Genomic DNA, 21,723 nt, shown 5'->3' on the forward strand with positions numbered 1-21,723 from the left:
CCTGGCGGGCGTGGGAAACCATAACGATCTCGTTCTTACAGGGCGGTGACGGAGGGTGTCGATCATGAGGAACGGGCCTACGGTGTAACCATGAGCGCGCGGATTCTGGTGGTCGAGGACGACCCGGCGATCGCCGAGGTCGTGGCCCGCTACCTGGAACGCGACGGCCACCGGGTCGAGTGCGTCGACGACGGCGCCGAGGCGCTGAGACTCGCCCTGGCCGACCCGCCCGACCTGCTCGTTCTCGACCTGGCACCATCCGGGACGGACGGCCTCCAGGTGTGCAGGAGGCTCAGGGAACGCCGGCCCGTTCCCGTGATCATGCTGACCGCGCTCGGTGAGGAGATCGACCGGGTCGTCGGCCTTGAGATCGGCGCCGACGACTACGTCACCAAGCCCTTCAGCCCGAGGGAACTGGCCCTGCGGGTGCGCTCCGTGCTGGGCCGGGCCCGTGGCGCCACCGCCCCCTCGGGCACCGGCGTGCTCGGGGACGGCGACCTGACGGCGGACGTCGGCACCCGCGAGGTACGGCGCGGCGGCCGGGAGATCACACTGACCACCCGCGAGTTCGACCTTCTGACCCATCTGATGCGTCACCCCCGCCAGGCCTTCAGCCGTTCGGCCCTGCTCGACCAGGTCTGGGGGTGGTCCTTCGGCGACTCCTCGACGGTGACCGTGCACGTGCGCAGACTCAGGGAGAAGGTGGAGGAGGACCCGACCGCGCCGCGGCGCATCGTCACGGTCTGGGGGGTCGGCTACCGCTACGAGCCGTCCGCCCCGTAGTGATCCTCGGTGCGGTCAGTCCGCGGCGTAGGGATGGACGCCTCCCGGGGGCGCGTCGTCCGGGTCGAGCTCGATCGGCAGCAGGCCTCGGCGGTCGGGCTCGACACGCTGGTAGGAGACCGGCGTCCTCGGGCTGTCGAAGGACTCGGCGATGGCGCGGAAGGTGGGACACGGCCACCGCCACATACAGCTGCGGCAACGCAGGATCGGATTGGCGGCGTCGCTGGTGATGCCGCCCGCGTCGCGTGGCTGGTGCAGGTCGAGCAGCCTGATGCCCAGCGTCGCGAAGCCGAGCAGCTCCTCACGTGCGCCTTCGAGGAAGTCGAGGTCCGCGCTCGCCAGACGGGTTCTGATCGGGACGTATCCCTCACGGTTCACCAGGACACGCAGAGAGTGGGCGGCGTCGTGCCACGAGGTCGCCTTCTCGGTGCGGGTGACCATGGCCTCCAGGTGCTCGCGGAGGCGTTGCCGTTGCGGATCTTCAGAAAGGTCGGTGTTCATCGATGCTTTCGGGCCCGTTTCTACTCAACGGCCGCCACTGACGTAGCGCGGGACGGTCTGGAGGCTCTCGGGTCTCTCCTTCTTTCCGGCCAAGCCGGTGTAGCTGTGCGTCAAGTTTTGCGCACCCAGAGTTTTCGTGAGGCCTAAACGGGGGACAAAGGGCCGACGACTCGGGACGCGTGGCGGAAACGTGACCGGTGGCCTTCGCGCCGCTAGTGTGCCCGCTGTGGAGCTAAAAGTCTCAACTCGATCACATGACGGGCACACCGTCATGGCCATAATCGGCGAAATCGACCTGTATACCGCGCCTGGCCTGCAGGCCGAGTTCACTCGGCTGCTCCAGGAGAGCCCGGCCACCCACGTGGTCATCGACATGTCGGGTGTGGAGTTCTGCGACTCCACCGGGATGAACGTGCTGCTGTCGGCGCTCAAACGGCTGCGCGAACGCGGCGGCACCCTGGAACTGGCCGCGCCGCGTCCGGCCGTCCGTAAGATCCTCCAGGTCACCGGCCTCGACTCGGTCTTCACCGTGTACGAGGCGATGCCCGAGAAGCTGCTTTCGGCGAAGCGACAAGCATGACCGGGACAGCGGTGATCATCCCGGCCAAGGACGAGGCCGACCGGATCGGCGCGACCGTGACCGCGGCCCTGGAACTGGCCGGTGTCGACCTCGTCATGGTCGTGGACGACGGCTCGGCCGACCAGACAGGCCGGGTGGCGAAGGCCGCAGGAGCCCGGGTCATCCGGCACAGCCGAAACCGCGGCAAGGCCGCCGCCATGGAGAGCGGAGCGGAGGCCGTACGACTGCTCGACGGTGAGTCCCCCCGCCACCTGCTCTTCCTCGACGCGGACCTGGGGGAGACGGCCCGCGAGGCCGAACCGCTGATCAAACCGGTCACGGCGGGCGAGGCGGACATGACCATCGCCGTCTTCGTCACCCGGGTGAAGCTCGGCGGCCACGGGTTCGTGGTGAACCTGGCGCGGCGGGGCATCGAGCGCGCGACCGGTTGGACGCCGACCCAGCCGCTCAACGGGCAGCGCTGCCTGACCAGGGCCGCCTTCGAGGCCGCCCGCCCACTGGCCGGGGGGTTCGGCGTCGAGACGGCGCTGACGATCGACCTGGTCCGCAAGGGCTTCCGGGTGCGGGAGGTCGAGGTCGAGATGTCGCACCGGGCCACCGGCACCGACTGGAAGGCGCAGCTCCACCGGGCGAAGCAGTTCCGCGACGTCGCCTGGGCGCTTCTGGTCCGGGGATAGCCTCCCGGCCTGGGCACCACCCCGGGTGTGCTGGAATTTGCGGGTGACCCAGGACGTGACCGTGGCCGGCGACACGCGGGTTGCCGCGCGGGGCGCGCCGCGGGCGCTCGACGTCGCCGCGTTCGTCGCGCTCGGACTCTCGGCCGGGCTGACGGTCCTGATCGGGCTGCTCGGTCCCTCCGTCATGGTCCCCGAACTGGCCGGGCCCGCCTGGCAGCCGCCGTACTCGCTGGGGGTGCGGCCTGAGGCCCACCTGGTGATCGGTCTGGCGGCGGCGGCGATCCTGCTCGGGGGCGTCGGTCTCGCGGGCGCCCTGCGGGCCGGGTGGCGGCCTGATCCGCGCCTGCTGGCCGGGCTTGGCTGCGCCGTCGTCGCGTTGCTGGCCTTTCTGCCGCCCTCCGGGTCGGCCGACCATCTCAACTACGCCGCCTACGGCCGGTTGGCCACGCTCGGCCACAACCCTTACGAGACGGCTCCCTCTGCGCTGCCCGCCGATCCGGTGCTCGGCGCGGTCGAGGAGTGGACGGGCGTGACCAGCGTCTACGGGCCGGTGGCGACGGCCGTACAGGCGTTGGCGAGCCTGGTGGGGGGAGAGTCGGTCCGGCTGACCGTCTTCGTGATGGCGCTGGTCAACGCCATGGCCTTCGCGGGTACGGCGTCGCTGCTCGACCGTTTCACCCGGGACGACCCGGCCCTGCGGGCCAGGGCGGCGTTGCTGTGGGCGGCGAACCCGCTGATGATCTACCACCTGGGCGCCGGGACGCACGTGGACACCCTGGCCGTGGCCTGCATGGTCGCCGCCCTGATGGCCAGGGGGGCGGGCTCCGGGCTGCTGCTCGGGGTGGGGATCGGGGTGAAGCTGAACGCCGGGCTCGTCGCCCTCGGCCCCGCCTGGGAGTTGCGCCGCCGTCCCGGCAGGCTCGCCGTCGTCGCGGGCACCGCGACGGCGACCGTGCTGGCGATCTACGCGGTGGCGGGGCCGCACGTGCTCGACCAGGTCGGCGCGGCCAGCAGGAAGGTCTCCCTGGCCACGCCGTGGCAGCTGGTCAAGACGGGGCTCCAGGAGGCGTTCGGGCCCGGTGCCTACTCGGCCTGGACCCAGGCGGGCTCGCTGGCGCTGCTCGTCCTGCTGGCCTGGCTGCTCCTGCGGGCCGCGCCGGACCACTCGGCGCCCGGGGTCGCCGTCGCGATCGTGGTCGCCTGGCTGTTCGCCGCAACCTACGCGCTGCCGTGGTACGACGGGCTGGCCTTCGCCCTGCTGGCCATGGTCGCCTGGCCCGCCCTTGAGGGCTTCCTGGTGGCCAGGGTCGTCATCCTGTCGCTGGGATATCTGCCCGCGAGGGAGGCGTTGCGCCCGGAGGACATGCTCTGGCTGCGGACCGTCGTCAGGCAGCAGGTGGTGCCGTGGTCCCTGCTGGCTCTGACGGTCGCGCTGGCGTGGTGGGCGGCGCGGTCCGCAGCGCGCGCACGCAGGCGGTCAACGTCAACGGCACCGCGACCGTGAGGGCCATCGCCGGGATCGCGATGCCCGAGTCGTTCATCAGGAACCCGACCAGCGCGCACGCCAGCGCGCCGATCAACCCGGCGCGCAGCGGCGGCGCCGCCGCGTAGGCGCGGGCCAGCGCCGAGGCACCCCACCGGGAGGGGCGGTCGAGCACCAGGAACAGGAACGCCAGCGCGACCAGCGACAGCAGGGACAGCGACCAGTTGCCGACCGTCACCCCGATCATGGCCCCGAACTTGCGGCTGACGACCGTCCAGGCCTCGCCGTCCAGCACCTGCTGCACGAAGGTGCCCAGGTGGGTACGGCGTTCGGCGGGCTTGAGCCAGTCGACGACCGCGATGGCCCCGATCAGCAGGGCGCCGGCCAGGCCAACCAGGACGAGCTTGAGCGGTGAGACCCGGCTTCCGACCAGCAGGATCAGGAAGACGGCCACCCCGATGAGGAAGGCGGGCACCCCGCCGAAGTCGGCGCCCCACGCGGGCCAGCCGTCGGCGAACACCGCCAGCGCGCCGTAGAGCAGGCAGAACGCGAACGCCGGCGGGCGCCGTCCCCGGGAGATCAACCAGTGGGCGATGCCCGCCATGGCCAGGATCGTCCCGGCCGAGTAGACCGCGAAGGCGATGTTGCCGAAGCCGTAGAACCGCCCGCCGGTGACCGGTTCGTAGCCGGTGACCGCGTTCACCTGCAGGGACGATCCGGTCATCACGTCGCCGAGCAGGGTCAGCGAGGTGACCGAGGCGACCACGGTCAGCGGCCCCAGGACGCTCCTGCGCCACGGCCCGGTCAGGGCGACCCCGGCCAGGGCGCCCGCGATGCCGAGGATGGTCACGATGACCGCCGCCATCGGGGCGGAGAACGTCCACCAGGGCACGAGCTGCGCCAGGAAGGTCGCGACCGGGATGGATCCGCCGACCGTCGCGACGACCCCGGTGGCGGCCAGCGCCCGCGAGCCGCCCCAGCCCCGCCGTACGGCGAAGGCGGCCAGCAGGTAGAACAGCAGCTGGGCGCTGACGAAGACCGCGAAGAACGGCCCCTGCACCCGGCGTAGCACCTGGCTGGCCAGGTCGGCCTCCGCCAGGCTCCGCACGACCTCCCCGGCGGCTTCTCCCGTGGTCCGAGCGCCCTGCGTCGCGCTCGTCCAGGGACGCCCGACGGCGCCGTCGGGCACGCCGAGGCCGAGCAGGGTGAGCGCGGTCGCGGTCAGGTCGGTGTTGGTGACCAGCCCCTCCTGCCTGGTCGAGGAGGCCCCCAGATAGCCGGGACCGTACGGCCCGCCGCCCGGCGAGGGACCGTCGGCGATCGCGACGTGCAGGTGCGCCGAGACCGCGGCGTCCGACAGGCCGCCGAGCAGGACCGTGCCGCCCTGGGGAAGCCCGGTCAGCAGCGCGCCCACCCCTCGGTCGGCGGCCGCGACGGCCTCCCGCCTGGCCTGGTCGGACAGCGCGGAGGGAACCCCGTCGGCGTCCACCGGGCGGGCGAGCCACGCCGTGGTGAGGTCGGGGATCTCCACCACGACCAGCCGGTACGGCGTCAGGTCACCAAGCCCCGCGACGTCTGGCGCATATTTACCGATTTTTCCGGACTTGTTGGCGGCGGCCAGGGCGGCTCCCGGCCCGGCCGCCGCGACCTTTCCCCCGGCGTCGACGACCCGCTGCCCCAGCAGCCCCAGGATCGGCCGGTAGGAGGTCTCGGTGGCGTTGAACGTCACCAGCTCCTGCCAGCCGGGCACACTCGCCCCGCCGTCCTGGTCGGCCACCGGCTGGGCGGGCGGAGCGCAGGAGCCTCCCGGGGCGCCCGCCCGCTGCCCCGCCGAGATCGTCAGCCAGCCCGCGACCGGGCAGGTGAGGCTCCGTGAGGGCGGCGGAACAGCCCTGGTCGACATCGAGGCCGAGGCGCCCCGCTCGACGAGACGCCACAGGTTCGGCGTCCGCGTCCGGTCGAGATCGCCCCACTGGAGGCCGGGAACCCCGACCACCACGACCCTGGCGGGCCCCGCCTCGGCGTGGGCGGCGGCCGTACCGGTGAACAGGAACTCGGCGAGTATCGGCAACGTCAACAGGACGGCCAGCGCGGCGCGGACGTGCCCAGCACCGGAACCCATACGTCTCCCTCGTTGTCCACACCCCGTCGGCGACCCTGTCCACGGTCCGCCACGCCCACGGTAGCCTGCCTGGTCGTGAGGAATGGCTCGTGAGGAATGGCTCGACCGTGACAGGGCGGGCGCCGTGGGCACGGCTGCTCGCACCGCTGCCCGCGCTGCTGGTCGTGCTGGTCGCGCTCGCCCCGCTGGTGCTTCCCTGGCTGGGCAACGTCGACGACCAGCGCCTGGTCGACCTGGACGTCTACCGTACCGGCGGCCGGGAGCTGCTTGAGGGACGTCCGGTCTACGACTTCATGACGCCCGCGCCGCAGCTGCTGCCGTTCACCTATCCGCCGATCGCGGCGATGCTGGCCACGCCGCTGGCGATGATGTCCTGGCCGGTGGCGCAGTGGGTGTGGACCGGGCTGATCCTCCTGACGCTCGCCGTCACCGTCCGCTACGCCTTCCGCCCGGCCCTGGAACGCCCGGCCCTGGAACGCCCGGCCCTGGAACGGCCGGCTTTCGAACGGCAGGGCGGGTGGCGGCTGCCGCTGCTCCTGGCGCTGCTGACGGTCGCCTGCGCCTACCTGATGCCGATCAGGGACCAGTTCCGCTTCGGCCAGGTGGACATCCTGCTCGTCGCGCTCTGCCTGGCCGACTGTGTCGCCCCCAGACCGCCGTGGCCGCGCGGCCTGCTGATCGGCCTGGCGACCGCGGTCAAGCTCACCCCGGGCGTCTTCCTGATCTATCTCCTGCTGACCGGCTTCGGCCCCGGTGCCAGGAAGGAGCAGCGTGACGCCTTCCTCATGGCCACCTTCACCGCCACGCTGCTGACGGTGCTGCCGTTCCTGGTCATCCCGTCCGACGCCGCCGACTTCTGGTTCGGCGCGCTGCTCGACCCGGAACGGCTCGGCGCGAACGCCGCGACCACCAACCAGTCCGTGCGCGGCATGCTCATCCGGCTCTACCTGCCCGACCAGCTCACCTCCCTGCTCTGGCTCGCGCTGGTCGCGGTGATCGCCTGGTACGGCTTCCGCCACGCCCGCAGGGCCCTGCTCGACGGGCACCCGACGACGGCGGTCGCCCTGGTCGGCCTGATGGCCGTACTGCTTTCGCCGGTCGCCTGGATCCACCACCTGGCCTGGGTCGTCGTGGTCCTCGGCGCGCTGGCGGGCGACGGCCGCGACCCGGTGCGCGTCCGCGTCGCCGCCGGGGTCTGGCTGTACTACGTGCTGCCCGTCCCCTGGTGGGGGGTGACGATCAAGGCGGCGGAGATCCCGGTCCTCAGCCCCGTGGTCGGCAAGATCGTGCAGAACGGTTTCGGCCTCGGCGCGCTCGTCCTGGTCTGGCTGCTCGGGGTGTGGCTGCCCCGCCGCAGGGCGGCCCTCCCGGGCGATGTGGCCCGCCTGAAAGCCTGATTCCAGGCACGTTTCCCGGTGGGCGGCGGATAACCTGTGGTCATGCCCAGACTCGCCTACCTGGGACCGGAGGGCACCTTCACCGAAGAGGCCCTGCGGACCCTGGCTCCGGACGCCGAGCGACTGCCCTGCGCCAACGTCAGCGCCGCGCTCGACGCGGCCCGCCAGGGTGAGGCCGACGGTGCCGTCGTCCCCCTGGAGAACTCCATCGAAGGCGGCATCGCCACCACCCTGGACGAACTGGCCTGGGGCGAGCCGCTGCTCATCGTCGCCGAGCTGCTGCTGCCCGTCGAGTTCTCCCTCCTGGTACGGCCGGGCACCCGCATGCGTGACATCAAGCGGATCTTCACCCACCCGGCGGCGATCACCCAGTGCCGTGGCTTCACCGCCCGCGAGCTGCCCGAGGCCGTGGTGGTCGCCGCCCCCTCGACGGCCGCTGCCGCCCAGGAGGTCGCGCTGCCCGGCTCGCCGTACGACGCGGCCATCGCGGCGCGTATCGCGGGCGACAACTACGGCCTGGTCGAGCTGGTCGCCAACGTGGGTGACCGGTCCGACACGGTGACCAGGTTCATCCAGGTGACACGCCCCGGGGCGCTGCCCGCGCCGACCGGCGCGGACCGCACCTCCCTGGTGGCCTTCCTCTCCGACGACCACCCCGGCGCGCTGCTGGAGATGCTCACCGAGTTCTCCGTGCGGGGGGTCAACCTGAGCCGCATCGAGTCACGGCCGACCGGTGACGGCATCGGCCGTTACTTCTTCCACTTCGACCTCGAAGGCCACGTGACCGACGCCAGGGTCGGCGAGGCGGTCTCCGGGCTGCACCGGGTCAGCTCCGACGTGCGCTTCCTGGGCAGCTACCCCCGCGCGGACGGCCTGACGCCCCAGGTCAAGAGGGGCACCTCCGACTCCGACTTCACCGAGGCCGCCGACTGGCTGGCCCGCGTCAGGGCGGGACAGGTCTAAGACAGCCCTAAGACGGGCTTAATAGGCGCACAGGCCGTGGCATGACGTCGGTAGCCTTGTGCTGTGATTGACCTGCGTACCCTTCGTGAGGAACCCGACCGGCTACGGGCGTCGCAGCGTGCCCGCGGTGAGGACGACACCGTCGTCCAGACGCTGCTCGACCTGGACGAGCGCAGGCGCGGCGCGCTGAGTCGCTTCGAGTCGCTGCGCGCCGAGCAGAAGAGCATCGGCAAGTCGGTCTCCCGCGCCTCCGGCGAGGAGAAGGCCGCGCTGCTCGACCGGGCCAAGGAGCTCGCCACGCAGGTCAAGTCAGCGGAGAGCGAGGCGGAGAAACTCGCGGCCGAGCTCGACCAGTTGCTCCAGACGGTGCCCAACATCGTCGAAGAGGGCGCTCCCCACGGCGGCGAGGACGACTACGTGGTGCTTGAGGAGGTCGGCGACAAGCCGGTCTTCGACTTCGAGCCGCGTGACCACCTCGAACTGGGCGAACTGCTCGGCGCGATCGACATGGAGCGCGGAGCGAAGGTCTCGGGGTCGAGGTTCTTCTTCCTGAAGGGCGTCGGCGCCCGCCTGCAACTCGGCCTGCTCAACATGGCCATGCAGCAGGCGATCGAGGCGGGATTCGTCCCGATGATCCCGCCGGTGCTGGTCAAGCCCGAGTCGATGCAGGGCACCGGCTTCCTCGGCGCCCACGCGAGCGAGGTCTACCACCTGCCGGAGGAGGACCTGTTCCTGGTCGGCACCAGCGAGGTGCCGATGGCGGCCTACCACGCCGACGAGATCCTCGACGGCGCCGAGCTGCCCTACCGCTACGCCGGGTGGTCGTCCTGCTTCCGCAGGGAGGCGGGCTCCTACGGCAAGGACACCAGGGGCATCATCCGCGTCCACCAGTTCGACAAGGTAGAGATGTTCTCCTACTGCCGTCCCGAGGAGGCCGCGGCGGAGCACCAGCGCCTGCTGGCCTGGGAGAAGGAGATGCTCGCCAAGATCGAGGTGCCCTACCGCATCATCGACACCGCGGCGGGCGACCTCGGGGCGAGCGCGGCGCGCAAGTTCGACTGCGAGGCGTGGGTGCCGAGCCAGGGCCGCTACCGCGAGCTCACCTCGACCTCCAACTGCACCGAGTTCCAGGCCCGCCGCCTGGCCGTACGGTTCCGTGACAAGGACGGCAAGCCCCAGCACGTGGCCACGCTGAACGGCACCCTGGCCACCACCCGGTGGATCGTCGCCATCCTGGAGAACCACCAGCGGGCCGACGGGTCGGTCGAGGTTCCCAAGGCGCTGCGTCCCTTCGTCGGACTCGACGTCCTCGAACCGGTCAAGTAGTCACCCGGACCGGAGTCGTCAGGAAGGCCTCTCGCTGTCTTTGTGCGGGGGGCCTTCATTGATCCCTGGGCGGGGTCTTCCGTGGCCTCTGGAGGGCCTTCAGGGCTTCCCACGGCGCCTTGACGGACGGTGATGGGAAAGGCGGAAGGTCCGGAAAAGGAGAAAGGCGGAGTTCGCGTTAAGCGAACTCCGCCTTACCTCCTTACAGAGGTCTATGGTCAGACGGCGCGGACCTGCGAGGCCTGCGGACCCTTCTGGCCCTGCGTGATCTCGAACTCGACTCGCTGGCCGTCCTCAAGGCTGCGGTAGCCGCTGCCCTGGATCTCGGAGAAGTGCACGAACACGTCCGGTGCACCGCCGTCCGGTGCGATGAAGCCGAAGCCCTTTTCAGCGTTGAACCACTTGACGGTTCCCTGAGCCATTAAAGCTCTCCCTCAGGATTTGAAACTTTGGGATTCACACCTCATGAACCCCCTGTGTCGTACAGCGGGCCCCGGGGTGGTTCAGTCAAACTGGCTTTCACAACGGGATTCAGCTAATACAACGCCATCACATCTAACACTATCCGGCGCGCCCGTGTTCCCGCCACGAGGAAGATTCCTCGCGGGCGCATCCCGGGGGCGGCGCCCTTCGGAGGACGGTGCAGACTGGAGCCTGTTATGGGAAGTCCCAGGCTCGTCGCAACAGACCTAGACGGCACCGCTCTGCGCTCCGACGGCACCGTCTCAGCCCGCACCGCAGCGGCCTTCGCCCTCGTCGAGAGGGCCGGGGCCACACTGGTCCTCGTGACGGGGCGTCCGCCCAGGTGGATGCGCCCGATCGCCGCCGCCGTACGGCATCGCGGGCTGGCCATATGCGCCAACGGCGCGCTCGTCTACGACCTCCACGCCGAACAGATTGTGAAATCTCACCTTATCGACCCGGATGTCCTTCAAGAGGTGGTGAGCCGCCTGAGGGAGAAGGTTCCCGGGCTCACGTTCTCGGTGGAATACGAAGGCGGGTTCGCACGTGAATCCGGCTTCCTTCTCGACAGCCTGGACCGGGTGGCGGGACTGAACGGCGCGGAGACCGACACGCTCACCACCACGCCCTGCGCGAAACTTCTGGCACTGCACCAGGACATGAACCCGGACGCCCTCCAGGAGACCGTCTGCGAACTGGTCGGCCACCTGGTCACCCCGACCCATTCCAGTGGCCGCGCCATGATCGAGATGAGCGCCCACGGTGTGACGAAGGCCTCCGCCCTGGCCGCCCTCGCCGAGGGACGCGCCATCACCGCCGCCGAGGTCGTCGCCTTCGGGGACATGCCGAACGACCTGCCGATGCTGCGCTGGGCGGGCAGGTCGTACGCCGTGGCGAACGCCCACACGGAGGTGCTGGCCGCGGTCGATCACGTGACCGCGGCCAACGACGACGACGGAGTGGCCGAAATCCTTGAGAACCTCTACGGGGGGACCTACAGGTAGGGGCCGGAGCTGCTCTGCTGGTGGTTGTCCTGCTGCCCCATGGAGACCCCGCCGGGCAGTGCCCTGCGCATGTTCTCCAGCTGGGCGCGGGCCGCCATCTGCTGGGCGAAGAGCGTGGTCTGGATGCCGTGGAACAGGCCTTCGAGCCAGCCGACCAGCTGCGCGTGCGCCACCCGCAGCTCGGCCTCGCTCGGCGGGGTGCCGTTGCCGTCGTCGGTGAAGGGAAGCGACAGCCGTTCGAGCTCGTCGACCAGTTCGGGCGCCAGACCGTCCTCAAGCTCCTTGATGGAGCTCTGGTGGATCTCCTTGAGCCGCTTACGGCTGGCCTCGTCGAGCGGAGCCGCCCTGACCTCTTCGAGGAGCTGCCGGATCATGCTGCCGATGCGCATCACCTTCGCGGGCTGCTCGACCAGATCGGCGACAGAGCGACCTTCGCCTTCCTCCTCGGTCTGGAGCCCCTGCGGGCCCACGACCACTACATGGGGAGTGCTCTCCTCAGCGTTCATAGCTCTCAACCTACTAGCAGGATTTTCCCGACGTGTTCTCCAGATTCGAGGAGCCGGTGAGCCTCGGCGGCCTCGCTCATCGGCACGCGGGAGTGGACGACCGGACGGACGACCCCCGCGTCAACCAGGGGCCAGACGTTTTCCACGACGCCACGCACGATGATGCCCTTCTCGTCGACGGGCCGTGCGCGTAGCGTGGTGCCGTGCACCGCGGCTCGCTTGGTGAGAAGCGCCCCCAGGTCAAGCTCACCTCTGGAGCCCCCCTGCATCCCTATCACAACCAGCCTGCCGCCGGTCTTGAGTGCCCTGACGTTCTTGGCGAGATACGGTCCGCCGACGATGTCGAGGATGACGTCCGCCTGGACCTTCTCCGAGAAGTCGCCCTCGTGGTAGTCGATCCCCTCGTCGGCGCCGAGTTCGAGGCAGCGGGCGATCTTCTCCGCCGACCCCGCGGTGACCACGACCCGCGACCCGAACGCCTTGGCGAGCTGTACGGCCAGCGTGCCGATCCCGCTGGCGCCGCCGTGGACGAGAAGCGTCTCGCCCCTGCGCAGCCGCGCGGTCATGAACACGTTCGACCACACCGTGCACGCGACCTCGGGAAGCGCCGCGGCCTCGACCAGGTCGACCCCCTCGGGCACCCGCATCACCTGCTGCCACGGCACCGCCACCCGCTCGGCGTAACCGCCCCCGCTCAGCAGGGCGCACACCCGGTCACCGGGCCTGAACCCCTCGACGTTGGACCCGACCTCGGCGACCACCCCGGAACACTCCAGCCCGGGGTACGGCGAGGCTCCGGGAGGCGGGGAGTACTGTCCTTTTCGCTGGAGGATGTCGGCCCGGTTGACCGCGGAGGCGGCCACGTCGACCAGGACGTCGTCCGGGCCGAGCCGGGGATCGGGGACCTCCCGCCACACAAGCTCCTCGGGCCCACCAGGTTTGTCGATCACGATGGCGTGCATAGTTCCAACGCTATCCGCTGGGGATCAACTTGGTGGTTGCCCGCATTGACAAGAACACAGGGCGTTAACCTGCTATGTGTTTGCTGCCCTCTTTACACCCATCCCGAGGGGGAACACGGTGGCAAGGCACGATCGTGAGGAATCTCTCGAGGAACAGCTTGCCTGGCTCGACGCTATCAAGGAACAGGAGGAGGCGCCCCCCGTCACGGTGAAGAGCGGCGTGGTGGACGACACCGTCATCTCGCCCTACCCCAAAGACCCCTGGAGCGCGGTTCCCGCCGAGCCGGACACGGCGTCCTCGTCGCTGTTCCGTATGGTCGCCGACCCCTCGAACCACCTGGTGAACAGCCTCTCCGCGACCGCCGCGCCCGCTCCCGTCGAGGACGCGGACGCGGCCGAGTGGATGGAGGCGGGCGCCTTCAGCGTGCCCCCGCCCTCGCCGTCCCCGAACCGTGACGACGAGGCCTTCCTCGCGCCCCTGAAACCGCTGCCCCGCCAGGACGCGCCCGACGGCCCAGAGGCCGTTCAGGAGGCGCCCTCCGACGGCCCGGGTTTCCTCGCGGCCCCCGCGGATCACGAGCCGGTCGCCGCCGACCTCTCCGTCGACCTCTCCGCCGATCAGGGTGATCACCTGCCGCCGGCGGAAGCCGATGACCCGCAGGCCGGCCCGGAAGAACTCGAAGGTTCTTCACCCGACCAGGCCTCCTTCGGGTCCACCGAGCCGTCGGAGGACGCGTTCGAGCAGGGCTTCCCGCCGGTCGGTCACGGTCCGCTGGACGACTCGGAACCCGGGGGGCTCCAGCCCTTCACGCCCTCGGCCGGCAGACAGGACGCCTTCCCTCTCTCAGGCCCCCTCTCAGGGGACCTCTCCTCCTCGGAGGGCGTCAACCGCGAGCCGCTCCCTGTCGCGGAGCCGCCACACGCGAGCGAGGAGCGGGCCGTACCCGACTCCGCCGACGAGGCACCCGAGGACGACAGGTCACCTCAGGCCACGGTGAGCGACGCGTTGCGGCAGGCGGCCGGGGGAGGCGCGCTGGGGCAGTCCCACCAGAGCAGTGCTTTCGCCCGTGACTGGGGCAGGGCGTTCAGCTCTGACGCCGCCTCCGCCGAGACGCCTCCCCAGGGGTCCTCCTCCTTCCTTGAGGAGCCACCGGCTCGGGAGGGGGCGTCGTTCCGGGACGTGTCGTTCTCCCGGGAGGCGCTGTTCGCCCAGGGGGAGCCGACCCTCAAGGACCTGCCCTTCCCCCAATCTGCGGCTTCCTCTCAGCCTGCGGCTCCTTCCCGGCCCGCGGCTCCTCAGCCCGCGGATCCGGAGCCTCCGGTCGTGCAGGAGGTCCCGTCCCGGGAGACGTCGGCCAGGGAAACGGTGACGCCTCGGGGGGTTTCGGCCGTCCCTGAACGTGATCTCGGCGCACCTGGAAAGGATGCTGCCGAACCGGTGCGGGAGCCGTACCAGGCGAAACGCCGTCACTCGGCGCCACCGCCGGCTTTCAGCGTGCCGTCCAGGCAGACGTCCGGATCGAGGCCGTCGGCCGACAGCCTCGACCCTGACTCGCTGCTCAGAGGACGCCGTAACGCGCCCTCCGGCGGCTGGCGCAGGCTGATCTACACGGCGTCGGCCGGGCTGATCAAACCCGGGGAGTCGCCCGAGGTCCGTCGTCGTCGCGAACTCGCCACCCGTGCCCGCACCCCCGTGGCCACCGGCCATCACCGCGTCGCCGTACTGAGCCTGAAGGGCGGTGTCGGCAAGACCACGACCACGGTCGGCCTCGGCGCCACCCTCGCCCAGTCACGCGGCGACAGGGTCATCGCGGTCGACGCCAACCCCGACCGCGGGACCCTGTCGGACAAGGTGAAGCTTGAGACCGCCGCCACCGTCCGTGACCTGCTCAACGAACGGAAGCAGATCAAGCGCTACGTGGACGTCAGGGCCTTCACCTCGCAGGCGCCGTCCCGGCTGGAGATCCTCGCCTCCGACCGTGACCCGTCGGTGTCCGAGGCGTTCAGCGCCTCCGACTACCAGGCGGTGGCGCAGGTCCTGGAGAACTTCTACTCGATCTGCATCACCGACTGCGGTACGGGCCTGCTCCACTCGGCCATGTCCGGTGTCCTCGGCCTGGCCGACCAACTCGTCCTGGTGAGCTCCCCGTCGGTGGACGGCGCCCGCGCCGCCTCGGCGACCCTCGACTGGCTTGAGGCCCACCACTACGAGGAACTGGTCCGGTCGGCCACGGTCGTGCTGTGCAGCGTCCGTCCCAGGTCGAAGTCGACCGTGGACCTCGACCGCCTTGAGGCCCACTTCGCGGCCCGTTGCCGGGCGGTGATCCGTGTCCCCTACGACCCCCACCTGGAGGAGGGGGCCGAGATCGAACTGGACAGGCTCCAACCCGCAACCCGCGACGCCTACCTCCGCCTGGCGGCCTCGGTGGGAGACGGCTTCGCCATTCCTCAACAGGCCTGACGCGGTTTTGCCCAGACCCGGCTTCCTCAGCCGGGCCTGGACTTCTCGCTGTGGTTTCACCGTGGTCTTTCGGCGGGTGATTCCAGTCGGGGCGCCGGTCGTGGGCACGCCCGGACCAGTGAGAGACTAAAGTGCAATCTGACGCGTTCTGACGCGCGTCACCCAGGAGAGCTCGCCTAGTGGACGATGGCGGCGGTCTTGAAAACCGCTAGGGCTGGTGACAGTCCTCGTGGGTTCGAATCCCACGCTCTCCGCTTTGCTTGAGAAACGGCGCCTGACCAGGTCTGACGGCTTGGTGGGGCGCCGTTGGTCGTTTCGGGGCGCGCAGCCGTACGCCGTCGTGAGCGGCCTTCGGCCGGTGGTCGCGGAATGATGTTGGTCGCGTTTTCCCATGTCATTGCCGCAGGAAGGCTCGTTTCCCGCTGAAGGGCGGCCGCGGGCCGAGCTCAGGGGAGAAGGCTCTTGGCCAGGACGACGCTGTCGTAGTTGGTGACGTCCCACTTCCATGTCCCGATCGGGGAGTAGCCGTGCCGCCCGTACCAGGCGAGGAGATCGGCGGCCTGGGAGGAGGTGTCGATCACCACCCTCGACGAGCCCAGATCGGCGATGCGGGTTTCGGCCAGGGTCAGGAGACGACTCCCCAGACCTGTGCCTCGCCTGGACGGGGCCACCGCGAGTTGCCAGAACGAGCCCGCGGCGGTGGGAGCCGGGTATCCCGGCGGGGTGTCGTATGTCCCCGTCACCGTGACACTGCCGACGATCGCTCCTTGCTCCAGGGCGATCCAGCACTCGCCCTTGCCCAGACGGCGCCGCGTGTCCTCGGGGGTCTGGTAGGAGGCGAAGAAGACGAGTCCGGCCGCCGCGTGGTCGGCGTACGCGCGATGCAGGAGCCTGGTCAGTTCTTCCACGGAATCGCCGTCGGTGAAGCGTCGCAAGGTGATCGATTCCACAGGACCATGGTGTCCCACGGCTGTCGCATCCAGTTGGCCGGTGTGCCTGAGTTCATCCCCAGATCCTTGACGATCGATTTCTCGGGGTGCCTGCCGCACCGGCACGAAACTCTGGATCGAAGCCGCCTCTGGTCTCCCCCCATGCCCCTTGGTCAGGCCTCCACGATATGAGGGAAGAGGCGCTCTTCTCGTATGTCCCGGCTGGAAGGCCGAAGAGGCGGCATCAACACGTGGTTAACGGCAAGGTCGTGTGGTCGGTGCTATTGGCGAATGACGGTCCCGCTCAACATCACCGACCGAGTCGTCTTCGATCACCTTCGTTGACCCTTGGCGCGGCGGCAGCGGGATGGTGATCGGACGCAGATGGGGAGCGGGATGTTCTTGACTCGCGTCACCCAGAGCGTATCTTCCTTTTAGGAAAGTTTCTTAATGGAAGCGCCATTTACCTTCGGAATCGGAGGAAGCGCACATGAGAAAAAGCCGAGCCGCGGCTGTGTCCGCCACCGCCCTGCTCACCGCGTCACTGCTGGTGGGCTCCGCGTCCCCCGCCCACGCCGCCCCGACGGGCTGCACCACCTGGCAGGTGGGGTACATGGTCTACAGCAAGTGCACGGGCGGCACAGGCACGCAGGCGGTTCACGCGAGCGGCCTGCACGTGAACCCGGTATGGGGCCCATATTCTATGGACGGCCCTCGGGTGGGGGTGGGTGAGATATCGTCGGTCAACTTCCCGGGCACCGTGCAGTACCGAGGCGTCACCTTGTACGACTGACGCGAAACCGGGCGATACGACGACGCCCGCTTTTCCCCTTCAGGAGGAGCGGGCGTCGCGTTCGACCACCACTCATCGGAAAGCGGCGCGTCCAGCACGGAGAGGAGAAGAAGGGCCAGATCTGGCACCGGTGCGCCAAGTTCGTGGGGCAGAAAAGTCGGAGGACTTTCCTGCGTGAGGTGCCATATGATGGCTATTCCCATGGCTTCAGGCTTATTCGGGCCGGGCAGAGCGTCGCAGGCGCGGGGTCTGTGAAACCGTCGAGGCTGAGGAGTCCGGCGGCAGGAATTCGTGGCCTTCTCCTGAAATGATCGAACGAACGGTCGCCGGGGTGACCGAGAAGTAAAACGGGAGCCCTTTCGGGAGGCTGTGCACCACCTCGCTCCGCCCGCACACGGACAGTTTCAGTCGTTGATCCAGGTGGAACCGATCGGGGCGGCGAGCTCAGAGTGGGTTCGAATCCCACGCTCTTTTCTGCGCTGGAGAACGACGCCTGGCCAGGTCTTTTGGCTTGGTGGGGCGCCGTTGGTCGTTTCCGGGCTGCGCAGCCGTACGACATCGAGAGCGGTTCTCGGCCGGTGGCCGTCGAATACACATGGAATGATGTCGGTCACGTTTCCCCAGGTCACGCGCGAGAATTCCGTGCCGGGAGCAGTAGGAGGACAGCGGTGGAGCAGGTGGACTGGAGCCGGATACCAGGGCCGCGCTGGTACCGCCCCGAGAGCGCGCGAGCCGCCGTGGAGGCGCTGGGCCGATCCTCGTCCGCTCAACAGGCCGCCCGTGCGTTGGCCGATCTTCGGTACGCGGTCACGAACGACCACGCCGGAACCCTCTATCCGGCCGCCGTTCCCGCGACGGGCGTGCTTCTGCGGGCGATCGACGAACGGCCGGGAGCACCCCGGCAGGAAGCGCTGAACGCGTTACTGGACTGGTGGGGATGCCTCCCCGAGCCGGGGTTCGAGACCTATGAGAATCCGCTGTCCGGATCGGTCGGCCTGGTTGAAGGGATCATGAGCCACGTCCGTGACGCCACGGACATACTCCGTCGTGTCGCCGACGATCGGACAGGAGACGGTGGACATCGTCCCGCCGCGGAACTGCTGGCCCGACTCAACAAGGGCTGGAGCGAGGCATTCGGCTGATCCGGGGGAAGCAATGGCAGAACCAAAGCCGGTCGGCGGTATGGCTCTGCCCTTGTGGCCAAAGGTCCTGACTTTTCGTCTCATCCAAAGGGGAGAAATGATCACAGTCCGTGGCCACAAGGCTGTGGGCTGCTGTCCCGTTGGCGCGGGGTCACTCGTGCCATGGCCCCGCCGACGGGGTCCGGTGTCAAGGCGAGTACTCCCGTTCCCCGCACCCGGCTCCCGTGCGTCAAAGTGAACGGGCTGACACTGTACGTCGCGGCGATTTCAGGAGCCAGTTCGAAGGCCGCCCAGGTCCACTGTAGGCGAGGGCGAAGTCAAACCACGTTTTGGTAGTCAGGAGAGAAAGCGGGGCCCGGCCTCCATGTTGAATTCCTGGCCCCGCTTGGTCTCCTTCCGCAGGTTCACAGAAAGCTCTCGGCGAGCGCCTTGGTGTGCAGGGTCTTGGAATTCTCCCGGCCGCCGACTTTCCAGCGAACGACACAGGACGGCGTATTGTTCGCTGGGAAGTTCGCGACGGCATCCACGAGGAACTCATCGGCCTCGGTTGCGCTCGATCTTCTGGCGCCGTCTCAACTCATTGCTTAGCCGCGCTTGTCCAACCACCAGAGGTGGAGGGACCCATTGAAGTAGGCGGAGGATGTGCCACCCACCGGCACCCAGTTGCCCACCACCACCTGTCGCTGGTTCTGGCGGTCGATGTAGGCGATGTTGATGCGCTGTTCTCCGGTACCGGTGGTGCAGGTGCTGGCACCGTAGCCGCCCCATGTGTTCACGGTGCAGCTGTCGGGAATGGCGTGGGCCGGTGTGGCGGTGGTCAGCAGCAGGCCGACGGAGAGAAGGGCGGTGGTGGAGAAGGCTGCCGCTCGTTTCCTGGATTTCACGTGCACTTCCTCCGGTATTCTCGAAAGTCGTTCGCACAAACCTCGTTTAGGAAAGCTTCCTAAACAGAAGATACTTGTCCGGAGATCGGCGTCAAGAGGTGTCTCACCGGCGCCATGGACGTTGGGAAGACTCGCCTCACCAGAGGCAATGTGGAACGGCGGTTCTGGGTGTCGGGAAATCCGGCGTGAATGTGCTGTCCGCCCGCCCCCGCCCGACCGGTGAGCGGACGGCAGGCCGCCCCCTCAGCCGGTTCTCGCGGATCTCGAAGTCCATCGCACCCTGTTGCGACGACCGCTGGAACGGAAGTCAGGGCGGGGGCGCTGGTGCCGACGCCAGTGGTTGGTGTCGTCGGTCTGGCTGGGATGGACGATTTCGGGCAGTCCGCGGCGAGCTCGGTCAGGGTGCCGCGTTCGGCTTCGGCGGCGAATCGGTGATGCGTGGTTCGGCCGTCCGCTTTTCCCTCGGTGGGGTGCGGTTTTCGCACGCAAAAATGTGATCTGAATCACAGATAAGGTAGTTGGTATATTGTTTGTAATCTTTGTCTTGATTGCTGTGCAATGGAGAAATGGTCAAGGTTGATTGCCGTACTTGCGGTGCCCACGCCGAGTTTCCCGTCTCCCATGTGGAGGCGAACAACAAGCTGCTCAATCAGTGGTGGGACGACGCTCATGTCGGCTACGACGACGCCGATGAACATGAACAGGAGATCACTCGGGCCTCGAACAGGTCATGGGACTTCTGAGCCTGAGGTCTGAGGCTCTTCCGGGCGGTGAACGCCCCGCTGCTCATATGGCGGCGGGGTGCGCTACCCGTTCAACAGCGCCGCGGATCGCGGACTCCAGGTACCGGTGGCGCCACCTGTTGCTTCGGGGGGCGGAGCCAGGAGCCGGGCCACCTTCCACGCCTCGCAGCACGTCCTGACGTGTCCATTCGACTCGCCGCATGCGAGTCATGTCACCGAATAGGATCAGGCGGATTGCTCCCTGATGCTGTATCTTCGGCATATCTCACATGGCGAGGAGCTGCTGTGTCCTCCAACGAGCTGGTCATCCTCTTCGGTATCTCCTACGAGGCGATATTCGGCCTGCTCGCGGGCGTTGTCCTCGTCGTCTTCAGCGTTGGTTTCACCGCCGCGCTTATCCTCGTTCTTTTCGCCCTGTGTCGTCGGTTTTTCAAACGCGGACAAGGGCTTCGGTCCGGGAATGAACGCGCGGAGCATAACTTCGTGTTCGAGTGGCTGAAGTAGAGCTCCTGATCGCTGCGTTTGCCGTTTCGCCGGCGCACCAGGGCATGCATGCTTGAGCAGCACATCCATCCCATGCTCCGCCCGTTCGGCCCGTTGAGCCGGAGCGACACGGCCGCGTGCCGCAGGTCATCCGGCAGGGCTGCTGGCGGAGAGACGAACTCCTCGGGCGCGAGAGCGAAGGTCGGCGTCGTCTTCAGCGACATGTCCACGGTTCGCCTGCGCCGAAACCGGTCCGTGCATCCCGACACCCCTATCCAGGGGAGAGAACCGACGGTTGGCGGTACGCCCAACGATCTGTCTTCTCCCGACCAGGAAATACGGGCGTGCGTCGTCGGCTCTCCCGAGTCGGTTTTCCCTGGTGGCGGCCTTGCCGGCAGCTGGGCGCACCATACCGGTCACCGTCGGGGACATCGGCCGGCTCGTCCATCTGATCAGAAGTCGGCTCAAGCCCACGGTGTACCGTCCCGACCCCGCCCAACGGAGTCGTCGCCGCGACAGGCCTCACGCTCGACTCGCTGTGATCTCCGGTTTCTCCGCCGGTGGTCAGGAGACCCGGTTCCGTGTCCCGGAACCGGGCCTTCCACTTCGGCGGCGATCAGGAAACGCGGGCTGCCGGCGCGGTCCAGGTGTTGCACGCGGCCGGGGAGGCGGCGGCGAACCCCTTCCGCAGCCAGGCGACCCGATTCTTCCCGTTGCCGTGGCTGCGCTCCTTGTCGAACGCCTCGTCGCCGCTTTCCCGGTAAAGGTCCACAACCTCCTGCCAGTCCTCGTCCTGGTACTCCTGCGAGGCCCAGATACTGCGCATGAACGCCGCTCCCAGACAGTCGGCCTGCAGTTCGAAACGACGGCTCTGCGCCAGCGCTTGAGCTTTGGTGCGGGCCGGCATGTTCCAATAAGAGGCCGACATGCCGGTGAGATTCTGAACGTGATGGGCATATTCATGTGCGATGAGGTGCAGCGCCACCGGGTCGGCCGGATCCTCGATGGCGTATTCACCGATCAGGACCACCAACTGTCGCTTGTCGTCGCAGTAGCGGCCGGTGACGTTCTCGCCCCAAGCTGACCCGCACGCACGAGTGGGTTTTGCTATGAACCGGATTTTTGGATTCCTGAACGGTAATCCGACCTTCTTCAGCTGCGCGGACCATGAGGCGTTCAGGCAGTTCAGCATCGCGGTCAGGTGCTTTTTGGTGGCGGTGAAGCTGCCGGAGTCCTCCGGTTGGGTACCACAGGGCACCGTCAGCTTGCCGCTGCGGTACAGCGGGTTGCGGGTCAGCGCTTCGGTGCTGGTGGGGACAGGCACGCTGGCGGCGCCGGTACCAGCATGGGCGGTACCGGTAAGCAGTAAGCCGGCCAGAGCCCCGGCCAGCAGGAGGATACGGGGGATATGCACAGTGCCAAACTGTATAGAAGTGGTGATGCCCTCCAAAAGGCATTAATCCATGCCGGCCCGCCGGTGGTAGGGCGGTGGCGAATCAACCGCATGTGCTTCGTACGACCC

22 protein-coding genes and 1 tRNA gene are annotated in these 21,723 nt (G+C 68.5%); 14 read left to right on the forward strand and 9 right to left on the reverse strand.

What is annotated here, in order from left to right; all coding sequences use genetic code 11:
• The first annotated feature begins 90 nt into the window (after positions 1-90).
• Complete coding sequence (locus ABZ470_RS09925) at positions 91-783, forward strand: response regulator transcription factor (RefSeq protein ID WP_362785004.1); 693 nt, start codon at positions 91-93, stop codon at positions 781-783.
• 15 nt (positions 784-798) lie between these two features.
• Here ABZ470_RS09925 and ABZ470_RS09930 read toward each other — a convergent pair whose 3' ends face one another.
• The gene (locus ABZ470_RS09930; RefSeq protein ID WP_352014904.1) at positions 799-1,284 is read right to left on the reverse strand and encodes a hypothetical protein; all 486 of its coding nucleotides are present in this window, start codon (positions 1,282-1,284) and stop codon (positions 799-801) included.
• A gap of 226 nt (positions 1,285-1,510) precedes the next feature.
• On the opposite strand from ABZ470_RS09930, the gene ABZ470_RS09935 reads away from it, so the two are divergent.
• The 3 genes from ABZ470_RS09935 to ABZ470_RS09945 are packed head-to-tail and all read left to right on the forward strand — an operon-like array spanning position 1,511 to position 4,045.
• Positions 1,511-1,864 (forward strand): STAS domain-containing protein, encoded by a 354-nt coding sequence (locus ABZ470_RS09935; RefSeq protein WP_352014903.1) that lies wholly within the window; start codon positions 1,511-1,513, stop codon positions 1,862-1,864.
• Positions 1,861-2,541 carry a glycosyltransferase family 2 protein gene (locus ABZ470_RS09940; protein ID WP_352014902.1) on the forward strand — a complete coding sequence of 227 codons (681 nt, stop codon included), beginning with the start codon at positions 1,861-1,863 and terminating at the stop codon, positions 2,539-2,541. The genes ABZ470_RS09935 and ABZ470_RS09940 overlap by 4 nt, the downstream gene beginning before the upstream one ends.
• 43 nt (positions 2,542-2,584) lie before the next feature.
• Positions 2,585-4,045, forward strand: coding sequence for a glycosyltransferase 87 family protein (locus ABZ470_RS09945; RefSeq protein ID WP_362911067.1), 1,461 nt, complete (start codon positions 2,585-2,587; stop codon positions 4,043-4,045).
• Here the strand turns inward: ABZ470_RS09945 and ABZ470_RS09950 are convergent.
• On the reverse strand, positions 3,927-6,146 hold the full coding sequence (locus ABZ470_RS09950; protein WP_362911068.1) for a hypothetical protein: 2,220 nt from the start codon (positions 6,144-6,146) through the stop codon (positions 3,927-3,929). The genes ABZ470_RS09945 and ABZ470_RS09950 overlap by 119 nt on opposite strands.
• A gap of 89 nt (positions 6,147-6,235) precedes the next feature.
• Here ABZ470_RS09950 and ABZ470_RS09955 point away from each other — a divergent pair, with 89 nt between their 5' ends.
• The 3 genes from ABZ470_RS09955 to serS all read left to right on the forward strand — a co-directional run bounded on the left by ABZ470_RS09955 (position 6,236) and on the right by serS (position 9,832).
• Positions 6,236-7,543 (forward strand): glycosyltransferase 87 family protein, encoded by a 1,308-nt coding sequence (locus ABZ470_RS09955; RefSeq protein WP_362911069.1) that lies wholly within the window; start codon positions 6,236-6,238, stop codon positions 7,541-7,543.
• A gap of 42 nt (positions 7,544-7,585) precedes the next feature.
• Positions 7,586-8,506, forward strand: coding sequence for a prephenate dehydratase (pheA, locus tag ABZ470_RS09960; protein WP_362785017.1), 921 nt, complete (start codon positions 7,586-7,588; stop codon positions 8,504-8,506).
• Between the two features lie 63 nt (positions 8,507-8,569).
• Positions 8,570-9,832: a serine--tRNA ligase gene (gene serS, locus ABZ470_RS09965; RefSeq protein WP_352014897.1), complete on the forward strand. Its 1,263-nt coding sequence runs from the start codon at positions 8,570-8,572 to the stop codon at positions 9,830-9,832.
• A gap of 218 nt (positions 9,833-10,050) precedes the next feature.
• Here serS and ABZ470_RS09970 read toward each other — a convergent pair whose 3' ends face one another.
• On the reverse strand, positions 10,051-10,254 hold the full coding sequence (locus ABZ470_RS09970; protein ID WP_179821289.1) for a cold-shock protein: 204 nt from the start codon (positions 10,252-10,254) through the stop codon (positions 10,051-10,053).
• A gap of 237 nt (positions 10,255-10,491) precedes the next feature.
• Here ABZ470_RS09970 and ABZ470_RS09975 point away from each other — a divergent pair, with 237 nt between their 5' ends.
• On the forward strand, positions 10,492-11,298 hold the full coding sequence (locus tag ABZ470_RS09975; protein WP_352014896.1) for an HAD family hydrolase: 807 nt from the start codon (positions 10,492-10,494) through the stop codon (positions 11,296-11,298).
• Here ABZ470_RS09975 and ABZ470_RS09980 read toward each other — a convergent pair.
• Both ABZ470_RS09980 and ABZ470_RS09985 read right to left on the reverse strand, forming a co-directional pair.
• On the reverse strand, positions 11,289-11,804 hold the full coding sequence (locus ABZ470_RS09980) for a bacterial proteasome activator family protein (RefSeq protein WP_352014895.1): 516 nt from the start codon (positions 11,802-11,804) through the stop codon (positions 11,289-11,291). The two genes, ABZ470_RS09975 and ABZ470_RS09980, sit on opposite strands and share 10 nt — an antisense overlap.
• A 5-nt stretch (positions 11,805-11,809) precedes the next feature.
• Positions 11,810-12,766 (reverse strand): NAD(P)H-quinone oxidoreductase, encoded by a 957-nt coding sequence (locus tag ABZ470_RS09985; RefSeq protein WP_352014894.1) that lies wholly within the window; start codon positions 12,764-12,766, stop codon positions 11,810-11,812.
• A 118-nt stretch (positions 12,767-12,884) separates the two neighbouring features.
• Between ABZ470_RS09985 and ABZ470_RS09990 the strand changes: the two genes are divergently transcribed.
• Entirely contained in the window at positions 12,885-15,227 is a 2,343-nt protein-coding gene (locus tag ABZ470_RS09990) for an AAA family ATPase (RefSeq protein WP_362911070.1), read from the forward strand.
• Between the two features lie 165 nt (positions 15,228-15,392).
• Positions 15,393-15,481, forward strand: a tRNA-Ser gene (locus ABZ470_RS09995).
• 192 nt (positions 15,482-15,673) lie between these two features.
• Here the strand turns inward: ABZ470_RS09995 and ABZ470_RS10000 are convergent.
• Positions 15,674-16,177, reverse strand: a complete 504-nt coding sequence (locus ABZ470_RS10000; protein WP_362911071.1) for a GNAT family N-acetyltransferase — start codon at positions 16,175-16,177, stop codon at positions 15,674-15,676.
• Between the two features lie 469 nt (positions 16,178-16,646).
• Here ABZ470_RS10000 and ABZ470_RS10005 point away from each other — a divergent pair, with 469 nt between their 5' ends.
• Both ABZ470_RS10005 and ABZ470_RS10010 read left to right on the forward strand, forming a co-directional pair.
• On the forward strand, positions 16,647-16,949 hold the full coding sequence (locus ABZ470_RS10005; protein ID WP_362785027.1) for a hypothetical protein: 303 nt from the start codon (positions 16,647-16,649) through the stop codon (positions 16,947-16,949).
• A 668-nt stretch (positions 16,950-17,617) separates the two neighbouring features.
• The gene (locus ABZ470_RS10010; protein WP_362911072.1) at positions 17,618-18,091 is read left to right on the forward strand and encodes a hypothetical protein; all 474 of its coding nucleotides are present in this window, start codon (positions 17,618-17,620) and stop codon (positions 18,089-18,091) included.
• 404 nt (positions 18,092-18,495) lie between these two features.
• Here the strand turns inward: ABZ470_RS10010 and ABZ470_RS10015 are convergent, their stop codons facing one another.
• Together ABZ470_RS10015 and ABZ470_RS10020 are read right to left on the reverse strand one after the other, a co-directional pair.
• Positions 18,496-18,618 carry a hypothetical protein gene (locus tag ABZ470_RS10015; protein WP_362911073.1) on the reverse strand — a complete coding sequence of 41 codons (123 nt, stop codon included), beginning with the start codon at positions 18,616-18,618 and terminating at the stop codon, positions 18,496-18,498.
• A 57-nt stretch (positions 18,619-18,675) separates the two neighbouring features.
• Positions 18,676-18,975 carry a hypothetical protein gene (locus tag ABZ470_RS10020; protein ID WP_362911074.1) on the reverse strand — a complete coding sequence of 100 codons (300 nt, stop codon included), beginning with the start codon at positions 18,973-18,975 and terminating at the stop codon, positions 18,676-18,678.
• Positions 18,976-19,541: 566 nt separating this feature from the next.
• On the opposite strand from ABZ470_RS10020, the gene ABZ470_RS10025 reads away from it, so the two are divergent.
• Both ABZ470_RS10025 and ABZ470_RS10030 read left to right on the forward strand, forming a co-directional pair.
• On the forward strand, positions 19,542-19,718 hold the full coding sequence (locus tag ABZ470_RS10025) for a hypothetical protein (protein WP_362911075.1): 177 nt from the start codon (positions 19,542-19,544) through the stop codon (positions 19,716-19,718).
• A gap of 285 nt (positions 19,719-20,003) precedes the next feature.
• Positions 20,004-20,222: a hypothetical protein gene (locus tag ABZ470_RS10030; protein WP_362911076.1), complete on the forward strand. Its 219-nt coding sequence runs from the start codon at positions 20,004-20,006 to the stop codon at positions 20,220-20,222.
• 595 nt (positions 20,223-20,817) lie between these two features.
• On the opposite strand, the gene ABZ470_RS10035 is transcribed toward ABZ470_RS10030, so the two are convergent.
• Positions 20,818-21,615 (reverse strand): neutral zinc metallopeptidase, encoded by a 798-nt coding sequence (locus ABZ470_RS10035; protein WP_362911077.1) that lies wholly within the window; start codon positions 21,613-21,615, stop codon positions 20,818-20,820.
• Between the last annotated feature and the right edge of the window lie 108 nt (positions 21,616-21,723).

Source organism: Streptosporangium sp. NPDC020072, from assembly GCF_040631445.1.
Lineage (GTDB): Bacteria > Actinomycetota > Actinomycetes > Streptosporangiales > Streptosporangiaceae > Streptosporangium.